The 13,744-nt window shown below is 59.5% G+C and carries 14 protein-coding genes; 4 read left to right on the top strand and 10 right to left on the bottom strand.

The features are described 5' to 3' along the window. Positions 1 to 38 precede the first annotated feature (38 nt). Positions 39 to 536 (top strand): GAF domain-containing protein, encoded by a 498-nt coding sequence (locus tag AC0V6X_RS13580; protein ID WP_486185080.1) that lies wholly within the window; start codon positions 39 to 41, stop codon positions 534 to 536. A gap of 165 nt (positions 537 to 701) precedes the next feature. Then, complete coding sequence (locus tag AC0V6X_RS13575; RefSeq protein ID WP_486185079.1) at positions 702 to 1,637, top strand: glycine zipper 2TM domain-containing protein; 936 nt, start codon at positions 702 to 704, stop codon at positions 1,635 to 1,637. 6 nt (positions 1,638 to 1,643) lie between these two features. On the opposite strand, the gene AC0V6X_RS13570 is transcribed toward AC0V6X_RS13575, so the two are convergent. The 9 genes from AC0V6X_RS13570 to AC0V6X_RS13530 all read right to left on the bottom strand — a co-directional run bounded on the left by AC0V6X_RS13570 (position 1,644) and on the right by AC0V6X_RS13530 (position 12,380). Next, positions 1,644 to 4,469, bottom strand: coding sequence for an MSCRAMM family protein (locus AC0V6X_RS13570; protein ID WP_486185078.1), 2,826 nt, complete (start codon positions 4,467 to 4,469; stop codon positions 1,644 to 1,646). Between the two features lie 55 nt (positions 4,470 to 4,524). Then, on the bottom strand, positions 4,525 to 5,364 hold the full coding sequence (locus tag AC0V6X_RS13565; RefSeq protein WP_486185077.1) for a fimbrial biogenesis chaperone: 840 nt from the start codon (positions 5,362 to 5,364) through the stop codon (positions 4,525 to 4,527). Positions 5,365 to 5,594: 230 nt separating this feature from the next. Next, positions 5,595 to 6,134, bottom strand: a complete 540-nt coding sequence (locus tag AC0V6X_RS13560; protein WP_486185076.1) for a DUF4402 domain-containing protein — start codon at positions 6,132 to 6,134, stop codon at positions 5,595 to 5,597. Positions 6,135 to 6,375: 241 nt separating this feature from the next. Then, on the bottom strand, positions 6,376 to 7,365 hold the full coding sequence (locus AC0V6X_RS13555) for a ParB/RepB/Spo0J family partition protein (protein ID WP_486185075.1): 990 nt from the start codon (positions 7,363 to 7,365) through the stop codon (positions 6,376 to 6,378). Then, entirely contained in the window at positions 7,362 to 8,138 is a 777-nt protein-coding gene (locus AC0V6X_RS13550) for a ParA family protein (RefSeq protein ID WP_486185074.1), read from the bottom strand. The genes AC0V6X_RS13555 and AC0V6X_RS13550 overlap by 4 nt, the downstream gene beginning before the upstream one ends. 74 nt (positions 8,139 to 8,212) lie before the next feature. Beyond that, the gene (rsmG, locus tag AC0V6X_RS13545; RefSeq protein WP_486185073.1) at positions 8,213 to 8,827 is read right to left on the bottom strand and encodes a 16S rRNA (guanine(527)-N(7))-methyltransferase RsmG; all 615 of its coding nucleotides are present in this window, start codon (positions 8,825 to 8,827) and stop codon (positions 8,213 to 8,215) included. A 10-nt stretch (positions 8,828 to 8,837) separates the two neighbouring features. Next, complete coding sequence (gene mnmG / locus AC0V6X_RS13540) at positions 8,838 to 10,706, bottom strand: tRNA uridine-5-carboxymethylaminomethyl(34) synthesis enzyme MnmG (RefSeq protein ID WP_486185072.1); 1,869 nt, start codon at positions 10,704 to 10,706, stop codon at positions 8,838 to 8,840. 101 nt (positions 10,707 to 10,807) lie between these two features. Further along, positions 10,808 to 12,094, bottom strand: a complete 1,287-nt coding sequence (gene mnmE, locus AC0V6X_RS13535) for a tRNA uridine-5-carboxymethylaminomethyl(34) synthesis GTPase MnmE (protein WP_486185071.1) — start codon at positions 12,092 to 12,094, stop codon at positions 10,808 to 10,810. Between the two features lie 22 nt (positions 12,095 to 12,116). Beyond that, positions 12,117 to 12,380: a DUF6489 family protein gene (locus AC0V6X_RS13530; RefSeq protein WP_486185070.1), complete on the bottom strand. Its 264-nt coding sequence runs from the start codon at positions 12,378 to 12,380 to the stop codon at positions 12,117 to 12,119. 118 nt (positions 12,381 to 12,498) lie between these two features. Between AC0V6X_RS13530 and AC0V6X_RS13525 the strand changes: the two genes are divergently transcribed. Next, on the top strand, positions 12,499 to 12,924 hold the full coding sequence (locus AC0V6X_RS13525) for a nuclear transport factor 2 family protein (protein ID WP_486185069.1): 426 nt from the start codon (positions 12,499 to 12,501) through the stop codon (positions 12,922 to 12,924). Between the two features lie 8 nt (positions 12,925 to 12,932). On the opposite strand, the gene AC0V6X_RS13520 is transcribed toward AC0V6X_RS13525, so the two are convergent. Continuing rightward, positions 12,933 to 13,400, bottom strand: coding sequence for a MerR family transcriptional regulator (locus AC0V6X_RS13520; protein ID WP_486185068.1), 468 nt, complete (start codon positions 13,398 to 13,400; stop codon positions 12,933 to 12,935). A gap of 174 nt (positions 13,401 to 13,574) precedes the next feature. Here AC0V6X_RS13520 and AC0V6X_RS13515 point away from each other — a divergent pair, with 174 nt between their 5' ends. Next, positions 13,575 to 13,742 carry a YegP family protein gene (locus AC0V6X_RS13515; RefSeq protein WP_486185067.1) on the top strand — a complete coding sequence of 56 codons (168 nt, stop codon included), beginning with the start codon at positions 13,575 to 13,577 and terminating at the stop codon, positions 13,740 to 13,742. Positions 13,743 to 13,744 lie beyond the last annotated feature (2 nt).

Raw genomic sequence — 13,744 nt, 5'->3', positions numbered from 1 at the left:
TGACCGCGACAAGATGAGAGTGCCTCCACCAAACCGCTATGTTCGATTTTAAGCCCAATCCCGATCTCGACCCGCAAGAGCTCTATCGCCAGTTGTGCGATGCAGCTGATGCCCTGACCACTGACGAACCCGATGCGGTGGCGAATATGGCAAACGTGGCCGCGCTTTTGTCCGAGTTTATCGCAGATCTCAATTGGGCTGGCTTTTACCGGGTGGCTGAGGCGAAAAAGGGTGGCGAGGAATTGGTGCTCGGACCGTTTGTCGGTCGTCCGGCCTGCATCCGCATCCCTTTCGGCATCGGCGTGTGCGGTGCAGCGGCGAAAGAAGGCACGACCCAGCTGGTCGAGGATGTTCACGCTTTCCCCGGTCACATTGCCTGCGATGCGGCAAGCCAATCAGAACTGGTCGTTCCAGTCATCCGCGAGGGTAAGGTGATCGCCGTGATTGACCTAGACAGTCCCAGCAAAGCGCGCTTCTCAGATGCGGATGCACTTGGGATAGAGACGCTTGCCGCACTCCTTTCCGACCGGATCTAGGCGCAGACTTCTCAGACAAGTGGCCGCAAACGCCCCGAAACGAGACATCTCCTCAGTCCCCCTTGGCCGCTTGGGTTAGCGACTGGTAAACAAAAGACTAACACGCAACCGATGGCTCGCACCTTTGCGAGTCGCGCCCAGTCGACCGAGGGGGTCTTTAAAGCCATGACACTCAAGCCAATTTCCGCTCTTTCCCTAGCAGGTGTTGCTGCTGCCGCGCTTGCTCTCCCGCAAGCGGCGAGTGCTCAGGTGGCCGTTGAATCGCTTCCGGCTGAATATCAAACTGGGCCAGCAGTTGCCGACTACACCGAGACAAGTGTGGACGCGGACGGCGTTGAGACGATCACGCGCACCCGCCGGATTGAGCGCACTACGCCCTACCCTTCACAGCCGGTCCAGTATGAGCAAGAGGTCGAATACACCTATCCTGCGCCAGCGACCTATGGTCACAGTTACCAGCCCGCTCCGGCTTATGGCTATGCGCCCGCGGCCGCAGTCTTCTCGCGAAACGATTGGATTGAGGAGTGCGAAGATCGCACGAACGGCCACAGCGGTCGTGAAAAGGGTGGGATCATTGGTGGTCTTCTCGGCGCAATTACGGGCGGGATCATCGGCAACCGCGTAGGCGGCAGTGGAGACCGCCTGGCTGGCACGCTGATTGGTGTTGGCACCGGTGGCATTGCTGGCGTTCTTCTTGGCAATCTGATTGGTGGTGGCCGCAATGATCGCGGTGATTATGACTGCGAAGCGGCCTTGGACAGTTATCTGTCGCAATATGGCTATCCCGGCGCGGTTCCGACCACGCGTATTGCATCACGGACTATTCCGGCACCAGCTTATGCTCCGCCACCGCCTGCATACGGTTATGGCTATGCGCCCGCTTACACCTACACTTACGCACCGCCACAGCAGGTGGTCTATGTGCCGGTGCAGTATGAACAGCGCCAGCGCGTGATCGTGCGTGAGACGGTGCGGGAAGAAATGGTACCGGTTGAGCGTGAGCGGGTCATTCCGGCGCCCGTACCGCGTCCGACCAATCCGCAACCGCGCCCAGTCGATCCAACTCCCGTCGCACCCCCGCGCTACATCAAGGGCAACTGAGCTCGCTCAGCGATCACCAAAGGTTTCATCGAGCACGTCGCCTAGCCTCGGACCTACGAGGTCAGGGCGCGTGGCAGCAATGGTCGGCGTTTCTTCCAGTGGATCATCCGGCTCTTGCGGGTCACTGCCTGAGCGCTCCCGTGGCGTGAGACGGACTGTGCCATAGCGCACGACATCTTCATTGCTGTCGAGGGTGAAACGCGTGCGGCCATCGCTCAGTGACAAAGCGCGCACGACCTCCAGCCGCGCCGCTGCATCTTCAGAGACACGCAGGCTGTAATCGCCATAGGGTACGCGCTGGAACAGGAAAAACCCGTCAAACTCGCTGATCGCTTCGGCAGCAACAGCGCCGCGTGCATCCACCAGTTCGAGTTTGACGCCGGGTTGTTCCACTCCAGAAACGCTACGCAAGCTTCCCTCGACCTCGCCCGTGGGTGAGATCGCAAGCTCTAGCTGAGCGACAACGCCGGGACGCGGGGTCAGGACGATGCCTTTGGTCGCCGGCGCGAGGAAGGGATCCTCGAGAGAGCTCTCGTCAATCCCCACCAAGACCGGCCTGAACGGTCGCAGATCATCGACGATGGCGCGGCCATTCTCGCCCGTCACCGCGTCGGTGGTGCGCAAGCCCGCTTCCACCATCACGTCAGGAAGTACCGCTTCACCCGGATCGCGGCGATTGTTGCCATTGTCATCGCGGAAGACCGTCACCGCCGCCTGACCATTGCGCGCGAGCTTGTTGTTGGTGACACGCACACCGCCAGAGACCGGGTCTGGCCCCAGACTAAAGGCCAGTTGCACCGCAGCCCCTACCCCTCCACGGGTGGTAACAAAGGCATCACCGCGCAGGGAGAACTCATCGAACCGATGGGTGTAGCCACCAGTCAAACGGAACTCATCTGCGCGCGCCATGTAAGCGAGCTGACCTTGGAACTCGCCATCCTCGCCTATATCCGTGTCGACGCGGACGGTTGCACTCTCGAGCCCAGGATCGCGGCCGGACGCGACAAAGGTTGCATTGCCGCGCACGCGGAAGTCCTTGAACCGCGCATTGGCGAGCAATCGCACCCGCGTATCGCTGCTCGCAGGGGTAAGAGATCCGGCCGAACGCTCCTGGTGGCTCAATTGCGCAGACATGGCGTAGCGGCCTGCGGTGATTGAGGTCGTCAGTAAGAATTCGTTAACTTCTGAGCCGTCTTTTAGCTTAGAGTGCCCAATAACCCCCTGAACTGGCAGTGATATCTTGCCGAGGCTCAAAGACGTGTCGAAATTGAAGCCAGCACGGTAGTCCAGCTCACCCTGAGTGAACTCACTGGCGAAATTTCCGAAGGTAACCAGCGCATTCGCACCGAAGTTGAACCGTCCCACACGCCCAAGCGCATTCGCTTCGAGAGCCGAACCGGCTCCGAATTCATGGGCGACTGTAAATTCAGCCTGCATTGCGCCAAATGACCGCATGACAGCACCCTCCGCATAGCGGCGGCGCTTGCCATTCAGGAAGACGCTCTGTGTGGCGATTGCGGCGCTGGTCCTCTGATCAAGCCCACGCTCGACCCCGACACCCCAGCGCCAGGTCTGCGGACCGTCGCGGATCGGATTGCCCAAATCCAACAGGTCACGATTGTCTTGGACGATCCCCGCCCAATAATATGTCTGGCCTGGCTCAATCTGGTTGAAGCCAACCGGAACCGAAGTCTTGTCGCGCCGGATCTGCCCCTGAGGGCCGTAAAGCACGACTTCAAGCTCATTGCGCCCGAAGAACAGCTCAACGTCGATAAATTCATAGCGCCCATCGCCGCGATCGTCTTGGAAAGCGAGCAGCTGGCCGTTGCGATAAAGTTCAGCGTCCCAGCCAGCAGGCAAAGTGCCGCGCAATGTCGTTGTCGAGAAGCGCGAGGCCTGGCCGATCGGACGGTTGCTGACAAAAGCACCGCGTCCGACCGCGGTTTGCGCGATCAGACGGCCCGGAATGCTCTCTACATCGCCCACCGCGACCTGTGTCGCCTTTAGCGGCCCCAGCAGATTGCCCTCAGGGTCGTTGCGGTAGGCGCGGAAGCGTACATTTTGCGGAGTAAGGCTGTCATCGGTCGCGATCCGAGCAAAGTAGCTCGCCCCCAGTGCTTCACCGGCGGCATAGAGCTCCACTCGGCCCTCTAGCCCATCGCGGCCACCCTCGCCCGTACGCGCGCCCGCTTGCGCGACTACGTCGAGGGAAGGTGTACGCCAGGGTTTGTATTCCATATCGGCGTTGGGATATTGCGAGAGGTCAAAACTGGCCGGGCGAGTACGAAGTCGCGCCGCGCGACTTCTGCGCTCAATCGCCTGCATAAACGGCAATTCGCGGTCTGACTCCAAGCGAACAATCGCGTTGTAGAGATCGGGGGTGAAACTGATTCCAAACCAACGCGAGAGCGCATCGGTGTCGACGCACCAACCCTCTGGCGTGTCATAAATGTCGGAGGACAGAGGTGCCCCGCCTGTGTTCACGTTTTGTACTGTTCCACTGTCGCGATCGAGGGTGAAACGTTGATCTTCCGCGAACAACCAGCCAGTTGCGCGGCGCGACTCTTTGTCAATTCGGATCGGCAGGTCGAGCGATTGGACTACGTCAGCCAAATCGAGGCAAATGCCCTGATCGGTCTGATAACCGCGAACGTCGTAAGTCAGCTTGTAATTCTGAATAACCAGCTGAAGGAAGAGGAAATCATCGTCATTGGCCTGCCATGCGGGCACCGACGCCGATGCTGGCGTCGTGCCGCCGGTATCTTGAGCATAGGCCGGCGCTGCGCTCGAAAACGCACCAAGCGCCGCTGCGAAGCCCGCAGCGGCGCTCAATGTTCGATGGCGCAACGTATTCATAGTGAGAAGTCCGGGCGCTAACCTCGCGCTCTTACTGGACCACCGTGTCTATCGCAGCGATCAGACCGCCGCCGGCATTGGGCATTTCGCGATATTCGATCCGCACTGGACCGCGCAGAGCCTCCGCCTGTTCGGGCGTGAGGCGAATGTTGACTTTGCGCTCACCAACCTCGGGATAGACCGCAAGACCGCGCAGCACGATTAGCGGATCGTCAATGCCCGGCTTCGTTACCTGCAGGACGCCGTATGTGGAGCTGTCGCCTGAACGGTTAATCGAAAGCGTCAGTTCGGGACCATCAGTACCCTGAATCAGGGCAGGATCAGACAGAGCCACCTGGGCTTCAACGCGTCCGTGACGGACAATGATCGGAATGGTCACACCATAAATCGGGATGAGCTGGATCGACACACCCTCGCCTGCATCAGCGGGATCGGTGACTTCGCGCGGGCGCGGAATTGCCTTGAACGACATGTGCACGCGGTACTCGCCATCTTCGAGATCCGCCCCTGGACGGGCGGCAAGGCGCACCGCTTGGGGCTGGCCCGGCGGCAGTGTGATACGGCGCGGCGCATAACGGATCATACCGAGCGCTGCTTCTTCGTCCTCATTCGCATCAACGCGCTCAACCGGAACGAGGCGGCCATTATCCGCCATCCGACGCAGTTCGAGGCCGATTCGGTAGGTCGCCTCATCTGAGCCAATATTGCTCAGGATCACTTCGGTCCCACGCGATCCATCGAGGATAACGCGCGTAGGCGCGACCAGAAGGTCGCCTTGGGCCTGTGCTGGCGTGGCAGTGATTGCAGCGCTGGAGATGGCCAGCGCAATCGCACTAACTTTGGCAAAATTCGCAAGTGTTTTGAATGGCATGTGCCCGTTCACTCCCTGTAGCGGGGGTCGAGGCCGTTCTCGCCAACCCGCGTGTATTCACGCAGGGTGGTAAGCAAATAGGGTTAAGAACGATTAAACGATACTTATCGCTGACCCTCGGATTTGCCCTTGGACTCCAAAAAGCAGTCGAGCCACGCTCCCGGGGGGAGAGCGTGGCTCAAACCATGTCAGACTCTGGCTACTCCCTCGAAGGGAAAGCCCGTCTAAACTTAGGAATATTCGACAGAAACGTCGAAGGTGCCGTCAAACACACCAGCTTCTTCAGCGCCGTCGAGGGTGATCGTGCCACCAACGTCGAAGCTTCCGTCACCAGCAGCGTCGAGGGTCAGCTCAGCGCCGGTGGCGTTGTCTGCGGTCGACGTGAAAGTGCCCAGGTCGATGCTGTGCTGTGCAGCAGTAGCAGCAGTGTAGCTCGGGTGACGCAGCTCAACCGAAGCGGTTGGCAGGTTGATGGTCACGTCCTTGGCAGCCGTACCTTCGATCGAGAAGCCAGCGACGCTGGTCGTGCCCGAGCAAACGATGTTGGTGCTGGTGCAAACCAGAGTGCCGTTTGCGTTGATCGTGACGGCGCCCGGGCCGCTCACAACCATCGTGCCGAAGTCGAGACCAGTGTCGTTGGTCAGTACGAGAGCGTCGAGCACTTCTGCGGTGGCGTCAGCGGTGGCGGTATCAGCGTGTGCAGCCGAGCTCATGCCCAGTGCGGCGAACATTGCGACGCCAGCAGCGCCAATACGAAGATTCTTGGTCATTAGTGGTCCTTCCAAGCGTAATTTTCCCGTTGCGGGCATGAGGGCGTGAAAAGAGCGAATCGCACCTTGCCATCATGCTCGCCGAACGGGTTAACGACCCGCTCGCCAGCTCTAAGTAGGATTGCCGGGTTCCCGCTTCGTTTCCGGGTAGGGTTAATCACGCGGTAGGATTTAAAGCACAGGCACAAGAAAACCCCGGAAAACCGGGGTTTCTTCGTACTTACCGGGTGTGAAAAAGCTTTTAGAAGTCCCCACCCGTCAGACGCTGGCAGAGCATGTCGAGCTGGTCCAGGGAACCATACTTGATAGTGATTGCCCCAGAGCGTGGATCAGAATCGGCCTTGATTCGAACGTTGAGCCCGAGAAACTCCTCCAAATGCCGCTGAACCGCGACGATGTCGGCATTTTCATGGCTGGTCGGCGGAAGTGGAGCGACAGCGCCGCTATTCAGCCGAACACTCTTCGCAACTTTGCGCACCAGTTTTTCAATCTCTCGCACAGAGAGGTTATCATTGACCGCCTGCTTCGCCAGGCTGGCCGCATCCTCTTGCCCGATTAGAGCACGAGCGTGGCCCATGGAAAGCTTTCCACCCTCGACCAGATCGAGAACCGCCTCAGGCAATCCAAGCAAACGCTGGAGGTTGGCAACATGGCTGCGTGATTTCTCAACCATGCGAGCGATCTCAGCCTGCGTCATGCCCTCTTCGTCACTAAGCCTCTGATAAGCGCGTGCTTCTTCGACGGGATTGAGATCTTCGCGTTGCAAGTTCTCTATCAGTGCAAGCGCCATCACCTCGCGGTCGGAAAGTTCACGGACCAGAGCGGGAATTTCGTGCAACCGCGCCTTTTGCGCCGCCCGCCAGCGCCGCTCGCCTGCCACCAGTTGATAGCGACCCTCCCCATGAGGACGAACGATAATGGGTTGGATCACCCCGCGGGTGGAGATCGAGGCAGCAAGCTCGTCGAGGGCCGCCTCGTCGAAGTGCTTGCGAGGGTTGCCCGGCAGCGGCTCAATCCGCGCAACAGGCAGTGACTTCAGCGGAGAATCGGGCGCGCTAGAAGTTGAAGCCTTGGCATCACCGTCACTGCCCTCGCTCGAGCTACGTACAAGCGGCTCCTCGCGCTTGGTTTCACCCATCAGTGCGCCCAACCCCTTGCCAAGCTTTTTCTTGCGGTCAGCAGGCGCGCGTTGCGGCACGGAGAAACGGATTGGGTCGGTCGATTTGCTCATGCGGCTTGCCTTTCAGCGGGAAAACGGCCGATCAATTCACGCGCGAGGGCGATATAGGCGCGGCTCCCGACGCAGGAATGGTCGTAGACGAGCGCCGGAAGTCCGTGGCTGGGAGCTTCAGAAAGGCGCACATTGCGTGGGATAACGGTCTCAAACACCAGATTGCCGAGGCAATCACGCACGTCGTCGGCCACTTGGTCGGTTAACCGGTTGCGGCGGTCAAACATCGTCAGCGCAACACCAATGATGTCGAGCGACGGATTAAAGCGCTGCTGCACCCGCTCCACCGTCTGTAACAGCTGGCTAAGCCCCTCAAGCGCAAAGAACTCGCATTGCAGCGGAACAAGGAGCGTATCCGCGGCACACAGAGCATTCAGCGTCAGTAGGCCGAGTGACGGCGGGCAATCGATGAAACAGATGTCGTGGCCCTTATGGTTCTCCAGCGCCGTGCGAAGACGCGCTGTGCGCTCCTCCACCGACACCAATTCCACCTCTGCTCCACTCAAGTCCACCGTTGCCGGGACGATATCGAGGCCGGGAATGCTCGTCGCCATCACCGCCTCGGCCAGCGGGACCTCGTCCACGAGCAGATCGTAGCTGGAAACCTCACGGTTGGCGGAGTCGACACCGAGACCCGTGGAGGCATTACCCTGCGGATCAAGGTCGATCAGCAGCGTGCTCCACCCGGTTGCAGCCATGGCGGTGGCCATGTTGATGGCGGTTGTGGTTTTGCCCACCCCACCCTTTTGATTCGCAATTGCTATGGTCAACATGGCGCTATTCCCGCTTGATCAGGCACGATAAACGCGCCGCTGGAGCCTATTTGCTCACGATGATGCCCGCTTCGTCATCGGTCAATGAATGTTTCACGTGAAACATGCGCCGAATTCGAAGCTTTTGCCTCTGTCAATTCGTGCTCCGCCGAGCGGCCTTTGGGCAAGAGGTGGCGGGTCTGCTTTGTGGAGAAGGGTGCGGATAAGCGGAGGAGTTTTTCCAACGGAGCGAAGGCGCGTGCCGAAATGACCCAGCTTTCGAACGGACTAACGCGCTCCAAACGCTCGCCATAGATCGTGCAATTGGTGAGCCCAAGCTCCTCAACACAGGTTTGCAAGAATTCAACCCGACGTCCGCGCGATTCCACGAGGGCCACAGGGATTCTCGGACAAAGGATCGCAATCACCAAACCCGGAAGCCCCGGCCCCGTGCCTAAATCGAGCCAAGTGCCCGGAACGCGCTCCATATATGTTTCACGTGGAACATGTTCGAGCAGCTGGGCGCTGTCGGCGATATGCCGCTCCCACAGATGGTCCTGCGAGGGCTTGCTGATGAGGTTCTGTCGCTGATTCTCGTCGATCAGCAGCTTGGCGTAGCGTTCAAGCCGCTCCCCCGCCTCTGCGTCGCCCCAACCGAGGGCATAGGCGCGCGCTTCATCCTCGCCGCGAATTCTGCGTTGCTCACTCATTTGGAGCCACTCACGCAGCTTGCTGCCATCTGCGAACATGGACGAGGAGTGCGGAGAGCGCAGCAGGCGTGATACCAGGCACTCGCCCGGCAGCTGCAAGGCTCGTCGGAGCAGCGGCTGCCAGGCGCTCCACCATCTCGTTAGAGAGGCCTGGGACTTGCGCGTATGGGAAGTCAGAAGGCAGAGGCAGCTCCTCACTCGCCCGCAAGTCGCGCAATTCAGCCTCCTGCCGGGCCAAATAGGGTGCATAGGCGGCGTCCTCGGCCATTTCCTCGGCCAATTGCGGGTCCAGCGCTACAACCTCGCCCAGCCCCACTTCGTTCAACAGGGGCGAAAGCGTCTCGAGCGTGATCCCGTCATGCCGCAACCACTCTTCGAGCGCTTTTTCACCGGTATCGCGCCGAACATTGGCTCCGTGATCCGCCAATTCGCGTGAATGGAGCTTAACAGCAAAAGCGCTGCCAATCTGCTCACGGGATTCCTCCCGGCGCGCAAACCACTGCGCCCGCTCCTCAGCAATGCAGCCAGCCTCCAGCCCCAGCGGCGTGAGACGGGTCGAGGCATTGTTGGCGCGCAGACGCAAGCGGTACTCCGCACGGGACGTCAGCATGCGATAAGGCTCGCTCACACCCTGCAAGGTAAGATCGTCAATCATCACCGCGATGTAGGAGTTCGCTCGGTCGAGCGCTGGCGCAGCTTTACCGAGCGCAGCAGCAGCCGCCTCCAATCCCGCCACAAGGCCCTGCGCCGCCGCTTCCTCATACCCCGTCGTGCCGTTGATCTGGCCCGCACAATAGAGGCCTGGAATGGCGCGCAGCTGCAAATCGGGAGTCAGCGCACGCGGATCGACGTGATCATACTCAACCGCATAGCCCGGCACCTCCATCTCAACCGCCGCCAAACCCGGCATGGCGCGCAGCATGTCCTGTTGCACATCAACCGGAAGCGAGGTGCTGATCCCGTTGGGATAGATAAGATGCGTGTCGAGACCTTCGGGCTCTAGAAAGACCTGATGCCCATCGCGATCGCCAAAACGGTGGATCTTGTCCTCAATTGAGGGGCAATAGCGCGGCCCCGCCGCGTCAATCGCGCCCGAAAACAGCGGAGAACGGTGCAAATTGGCACGAATTACGTCGTGAGCGGCCTGCGTGGTGCGCGTAATGCCGCAAAACACCTGAGGATTGGCGCGGCGCGACGTAAGCGGCGACATCGTCCAGCTCTCATCATCCGAGGGCTGCTCGTCGAGCTGAGACCAATCAATTGTGCGCCCATCGAGCCTTGGAGGCGTCCCGGTTTTGAGCCGCGCCATGGGCAGATCAGCACCACGCAACTGCTCTGCTAGGCGCGTCGCGGCGTTTTCTCCAATCCTTCCGCCCTCGAAGCGCTCTTCCCCACGGAAGAGTACCCCACCTAGGAAAGTCCCGGTGCACAGCACTACCCGTCCGGCGTAAAGCTGTGTGCCGTCACCCAGTTCCAAGCCGGCGACCATGCCGCCTTCAAGGATCAGCGCCGCGGCCTCCCCTTCGACAAGCGTGAGATTGGCCTGTGCCCGGACGATTTCCTGCACCTTCGCTTTGAATCGTACGCGGTCGGCCTGCACTCGCGGGCCCCAGACAGCGCTCCCCTTGGAGCGATTGAGCATCCGGTAATGGATCGCGCCCGCATCCGCCGCTCGGCCAAGCACTCCATCCAGCGCATCGACCTCTCGCACCAGATGGCCCTTTCCAAGGCCTCCGATGGCCGGGTTGCAGCTCATGGCGCCGATGGCGTCGAGGTCAAAGCTGACGAGCCCTATGCGCGCGCCCATGCGAGCCGCCGCGCAGGCTGCTTCGACACCGGCGTGTCCTCCGCCGATCACCAGGACGTCAAAGTGGTGCATGGGCGGGCAAATAGGGCTTCGTGAGAGTGAGGTCTAGGTGTTTTGGGTGTAGGCGTTGTTCGGGTGTTTCACGTGAAACACATGGGGTTTGCGCGAGTGCTCTATTTGCCGATGCAAAAGCGACCAAACAAAGCGTCGAGCATGTCTTCTGTCGTCGCCCGTCCAATCAACCGATCGAATGCGAGGCGAGCGCGGCGCAATTCTTCGCCAACCAGTAGCGGATCGTTTTGAGAGCCGGCTCCTTCAAGCGCCCCCAACGCCTCACTCAATCGCGCATGTTGACGGGCGTTCAGGGCCGCCTCGCCCGGTTTGGGTAGGCGCGAGCGGGCAAATTCGATTAAATCCTGTTTCAGCGCAGTAATTCCCTCCCCCGTGATCGCGGAGATCACGTGTCGAGGCTCCCTCTTGGCGTGAAAGTCTGCCGCATCGGCTCTGGCAGAAACTTCCCAAGAATTGACAGGCCCCTCCCCTTCCGCGCCGAGCCACATCACGCAATCCGCGCGCGTCAGTTCGCGCTCCGCCCGCTCGATCCCGATGGCTTCGATTTCTTCAGCACCCTCACCACGCAATCCGGCCGTATCGACGAAGGTAAAGGCGACGCCTGCGATGGCGACGCTGCGTTCGATCACATCGCGCGTTGTGCCTGCAATTGGGGAGGTTATCGCAGCCTCACTCTCAATTAAAGCATTGAAGAGAGTGGATTTTCCGCTGTTCGGCGGCCCGCCAAGAGCAACGCGAAACCCCTCTTTCAAACGTTCGGAGCGGGGACGATCGCAAAAGTCGCGGATTTCACTCGATAGCGCGCCAAGATCGCTCGAGAAACTGGCCGGTAAAGCGTCAACATCGTCCTCATCCGAGAAATCGAGCGCCGCTTCGACCAATGCCGACAGGCGCAGTACCTCGCTTCGCCAACCTTCGACCTTGCCAGACAGCACTCCCTCAACACTCGCAAGAGCGGCCATGCGTTGCAGCTCCGTCTCCGCTTCGAGCAGGTCAGCGAGCCCTTCGGCTTCGGCAAGGTCTATCCTGCCATTAGCAAAAGCACGGCGGGTGAATTCGCCCTCCTCTGCCGGACGCAGACCCTCCATCGCTCCCAAAGCCTCGCACACGCCGGAAAGCACCGCGCGGCCCCCATGGCAGTGCAATTCGGCGAGATTCTCTCCCGTGGCGGTCTTCGGGCCAGGAAACCACAAGACGAGCGCTTCATCGAGAGTTTGCCCTGCCCCATCGCGTAACCGCGCAAGGCTCGCCCGGCGAGGGGTGATGTCGCGTCCAGTAAGCGCGCGCAGAGCCTCCCCTGCCCTCGGCCCGCTCACACGGATAACGCCGATGGCTGCAGGAGGCGCCCCGCTCGAAACCGCGAAGATAGTGGGCGTGAGGGTGCTCATGGACGAAGTGCCAGAAGACGGATCAGTCTTTGCCCGTCTTCCCGCTCGTTTGGCCACCAGCGGCGCGCATTCCGCTTTCCATGAAGCTCTGGAACATCTTCATTCCCATCTGGCCCATAGGTGCACGAGCAGCTGCATATTGCTGGAGCTGATCGGGGCTGGAGACACCCTTCATCGCATTGGTGATATTCTCGACATAGGCGCTGTTCGCCTCAGTCACGTCGGGCAGGCCCATAAAGGCGCGCGCTTCCTCGGGAGTGCAATCAATCTCGATATTGACCTTCATGGGTCGGACCTTTCATCCAATATTTCTGTAATGCGATTGAGTTTGGCCAATCTGGCGCTTGTTGGCTAGGCCTAGCGTTGAATTGCAAAGACGCCCAATTCACAGGGAGGAGCTGTCCATGTCCGATATTCCGCACAATGCTGCGAGCGCAGCGGCAAAGGGTCTCGCCAATTGGCACCGCGTGATTGAGGGTGGGAGCGATCCGCAGGCTCTCGCCGAAATCATCCACGAAGACGCCGTCTTCCACTCCCCCGTCGTCCACACACCGCAAGAAGGCCGTGCGATCACTGTCGCCTACCTCTCCGCCGCGGGACAAACGCTCGGCAATCCATCGTTCCGCTATTTGCGCGAAGTGGTGGATGGGGACACAGCCGTGCTCGAATTCCAGACCGAGATGGAGGGGATTGCAGTCAACGGGATCGACATGATCACCTTCAACGCAGAGGGCCTGATCACCGACTTCAAAGTGATGGTCCGACCGCTCAAAGCCGTTAACAAGGTCTGGGAGATGATGGGACGGCAGTTGGAGAAAAAGGCGAGCTAGCGCTGCAGCTAACCAATGAGCCTAATTCTCTCCTGACCCCATTCGTTTTGCACAACAGTATGCAAGCGATCCAAATCAAGCACAAATGCGAACGTCAGCTGACCATCAAAAGTTAGGTCGATCAGCTCATCGCGATCTTTTGGAAAATAGAACTTTCCGCCGCTGAAAATCAGATGTCGGATTGAGCCTGGCCCATGCTCTAGAGTAGCCGCATCTGCCTTCCAACGATATGCTTGTACCTTTGCAAGAGCTTCCTTGATCGCTGCTACTGAAGCTCCGTTTTCAAGAAGTGTCGCGATGGCTTTCAGCATTAGCACATCACGAAACGTATATTCTCTTGGGCGCCCTCTGTGCTTCTTCCGCTTTATCTGTGGAACAAAGACTTCACTGCGCTCCAGATAGTCGAGCATCGCGACTGAGCCGAACCCACAAATATCTTTCACCGCCTTAGCGCGGAGTGTTTCCACAGCTGCCATAAAACAAGTCCTGCTCAGTACTTTGTTTATTTATCGCGGAATACTGCGCCTTTCGCAAGAAAAGCTTCTCCGCCACCGCATTTAGCGCGTCCAATCCTATTGAACGCACAATATGTAGTATGCGACCTATCTAACCAGCGCATTCCATCGAAGCGCTAGAAAGGAGGTAAGAGAATGTATTTTGTGAAATACCAAGCCACAGATGGCTGGCGTTGGCGGCTTAAGGCCGCAAATCACGAGATTATCGCGTCGGGCGAAGCCTATGTTTCAGAGCACGGCTGCGACCATGCGATCAATCTCGTGAAGAGTACAACAGCGTCCACGCCGGTGCACCGTCGATGACA

The sequence above is a fragment of the Erythrobacter sp. S267 genome (assembly GCF_057365045.1).
This window is presented reverse-complemented; position numbering and strand designations above follow the sequence as displayed.

Bases quoted from the DNA above. Each gene is read 5' to 3' on its own strand.
- AC0V6X_RS13580 (WP_486185080.1), top strand. From the start codon at position 39: ATGTTCGATTTTAAGCCCAATCCCGATCTCGACCCGCAAGAGCTCTAT.
- AC0V6X_RS13575 (WP_486185079.1), top strand. From the start codon at position 702: ATGACACTCAAGCCAATTTCCGCTCTTTCCCTAGCAGGTGTTGCTGCT.
- AC0V6X_RS13565 (WP_486185077.1), bottom strand. From the start codon at position 5,364: ATGCCATTCAAAACACTTGCGAATTTTGCCAAAGTTAGTGCGATTGCG.
- AC0V6X_RS13560 (WP_486185076.1), bottom strand. From the start codon at position 6,134: ATGACCAAGAATCTTCGTATTGGCGCTGCTGGCGTCGCAATGTTCGCC.
- AC0V6X_RS13555 (WP_486185075.1), bottom strand. From the start codon at position 7,365: ATGAGCAAATCGACCGACCCAATCCGTTTCTCCGTGCCGCAACGCGCG.
- AC0V6X_RS13550 (WP_486185074.1), bottom strand. From the start codon at position 8,138: ATGTTGACCATAGCAATTGCGAATCAAAAGGGTGGGGTGGGCAAAACC.
- rsmG (WP_486185073.1), bottom strand. From the start codon at position 8,827: ATGAGTGAGCAACGCAGAATTCGCGGCGAGGATGAAGCGCGCGCCTAT.
- mnmG (WP_486185072.1), bottom strand. From the start codon at position 10,706: ATGCACCACTTTGACGTCCTGGTGATCGGCGGAGGACACGCCGGTGTC.
- mnmE (WP_486185071.1), bottom strand. From the start codon at position 12,094: ATGAGCACCCTCACGCCCACTATCTTCGCGGTTTCGAGCGGGGCGCCT.
- AC0V6X_RS13530 (WP_486185070.1), bottom strand. From the start codon at position 12,380: ATGAAGGTCAATATCGAGATTGATTGCACTCCCGAGGAAGCGCGCGCC.
- AC0V6X_RS13525 (WP_486185069.1), top strand. From the start codon at position 12,499: ATGTCCGATATTCCGCACAATGCTGCGAGCGCAGCGGCAAAGGGTCTC.
- AC0V6X_RS13520 (WP_486185068.1), bottom strand. From the start codon at position 13,400: ATGGCAGCTGTGGAAACACTCCGCGCTAAGGCGGTGAAAGATATTTGT.
- AC0V6X_RS13515 (WP_486185067.1), top strand. From the start codon at position 13,575: ATGTATTTTGTGAAATACCAAGCCACAGATGGCTGGCGTTGGCGGCTT.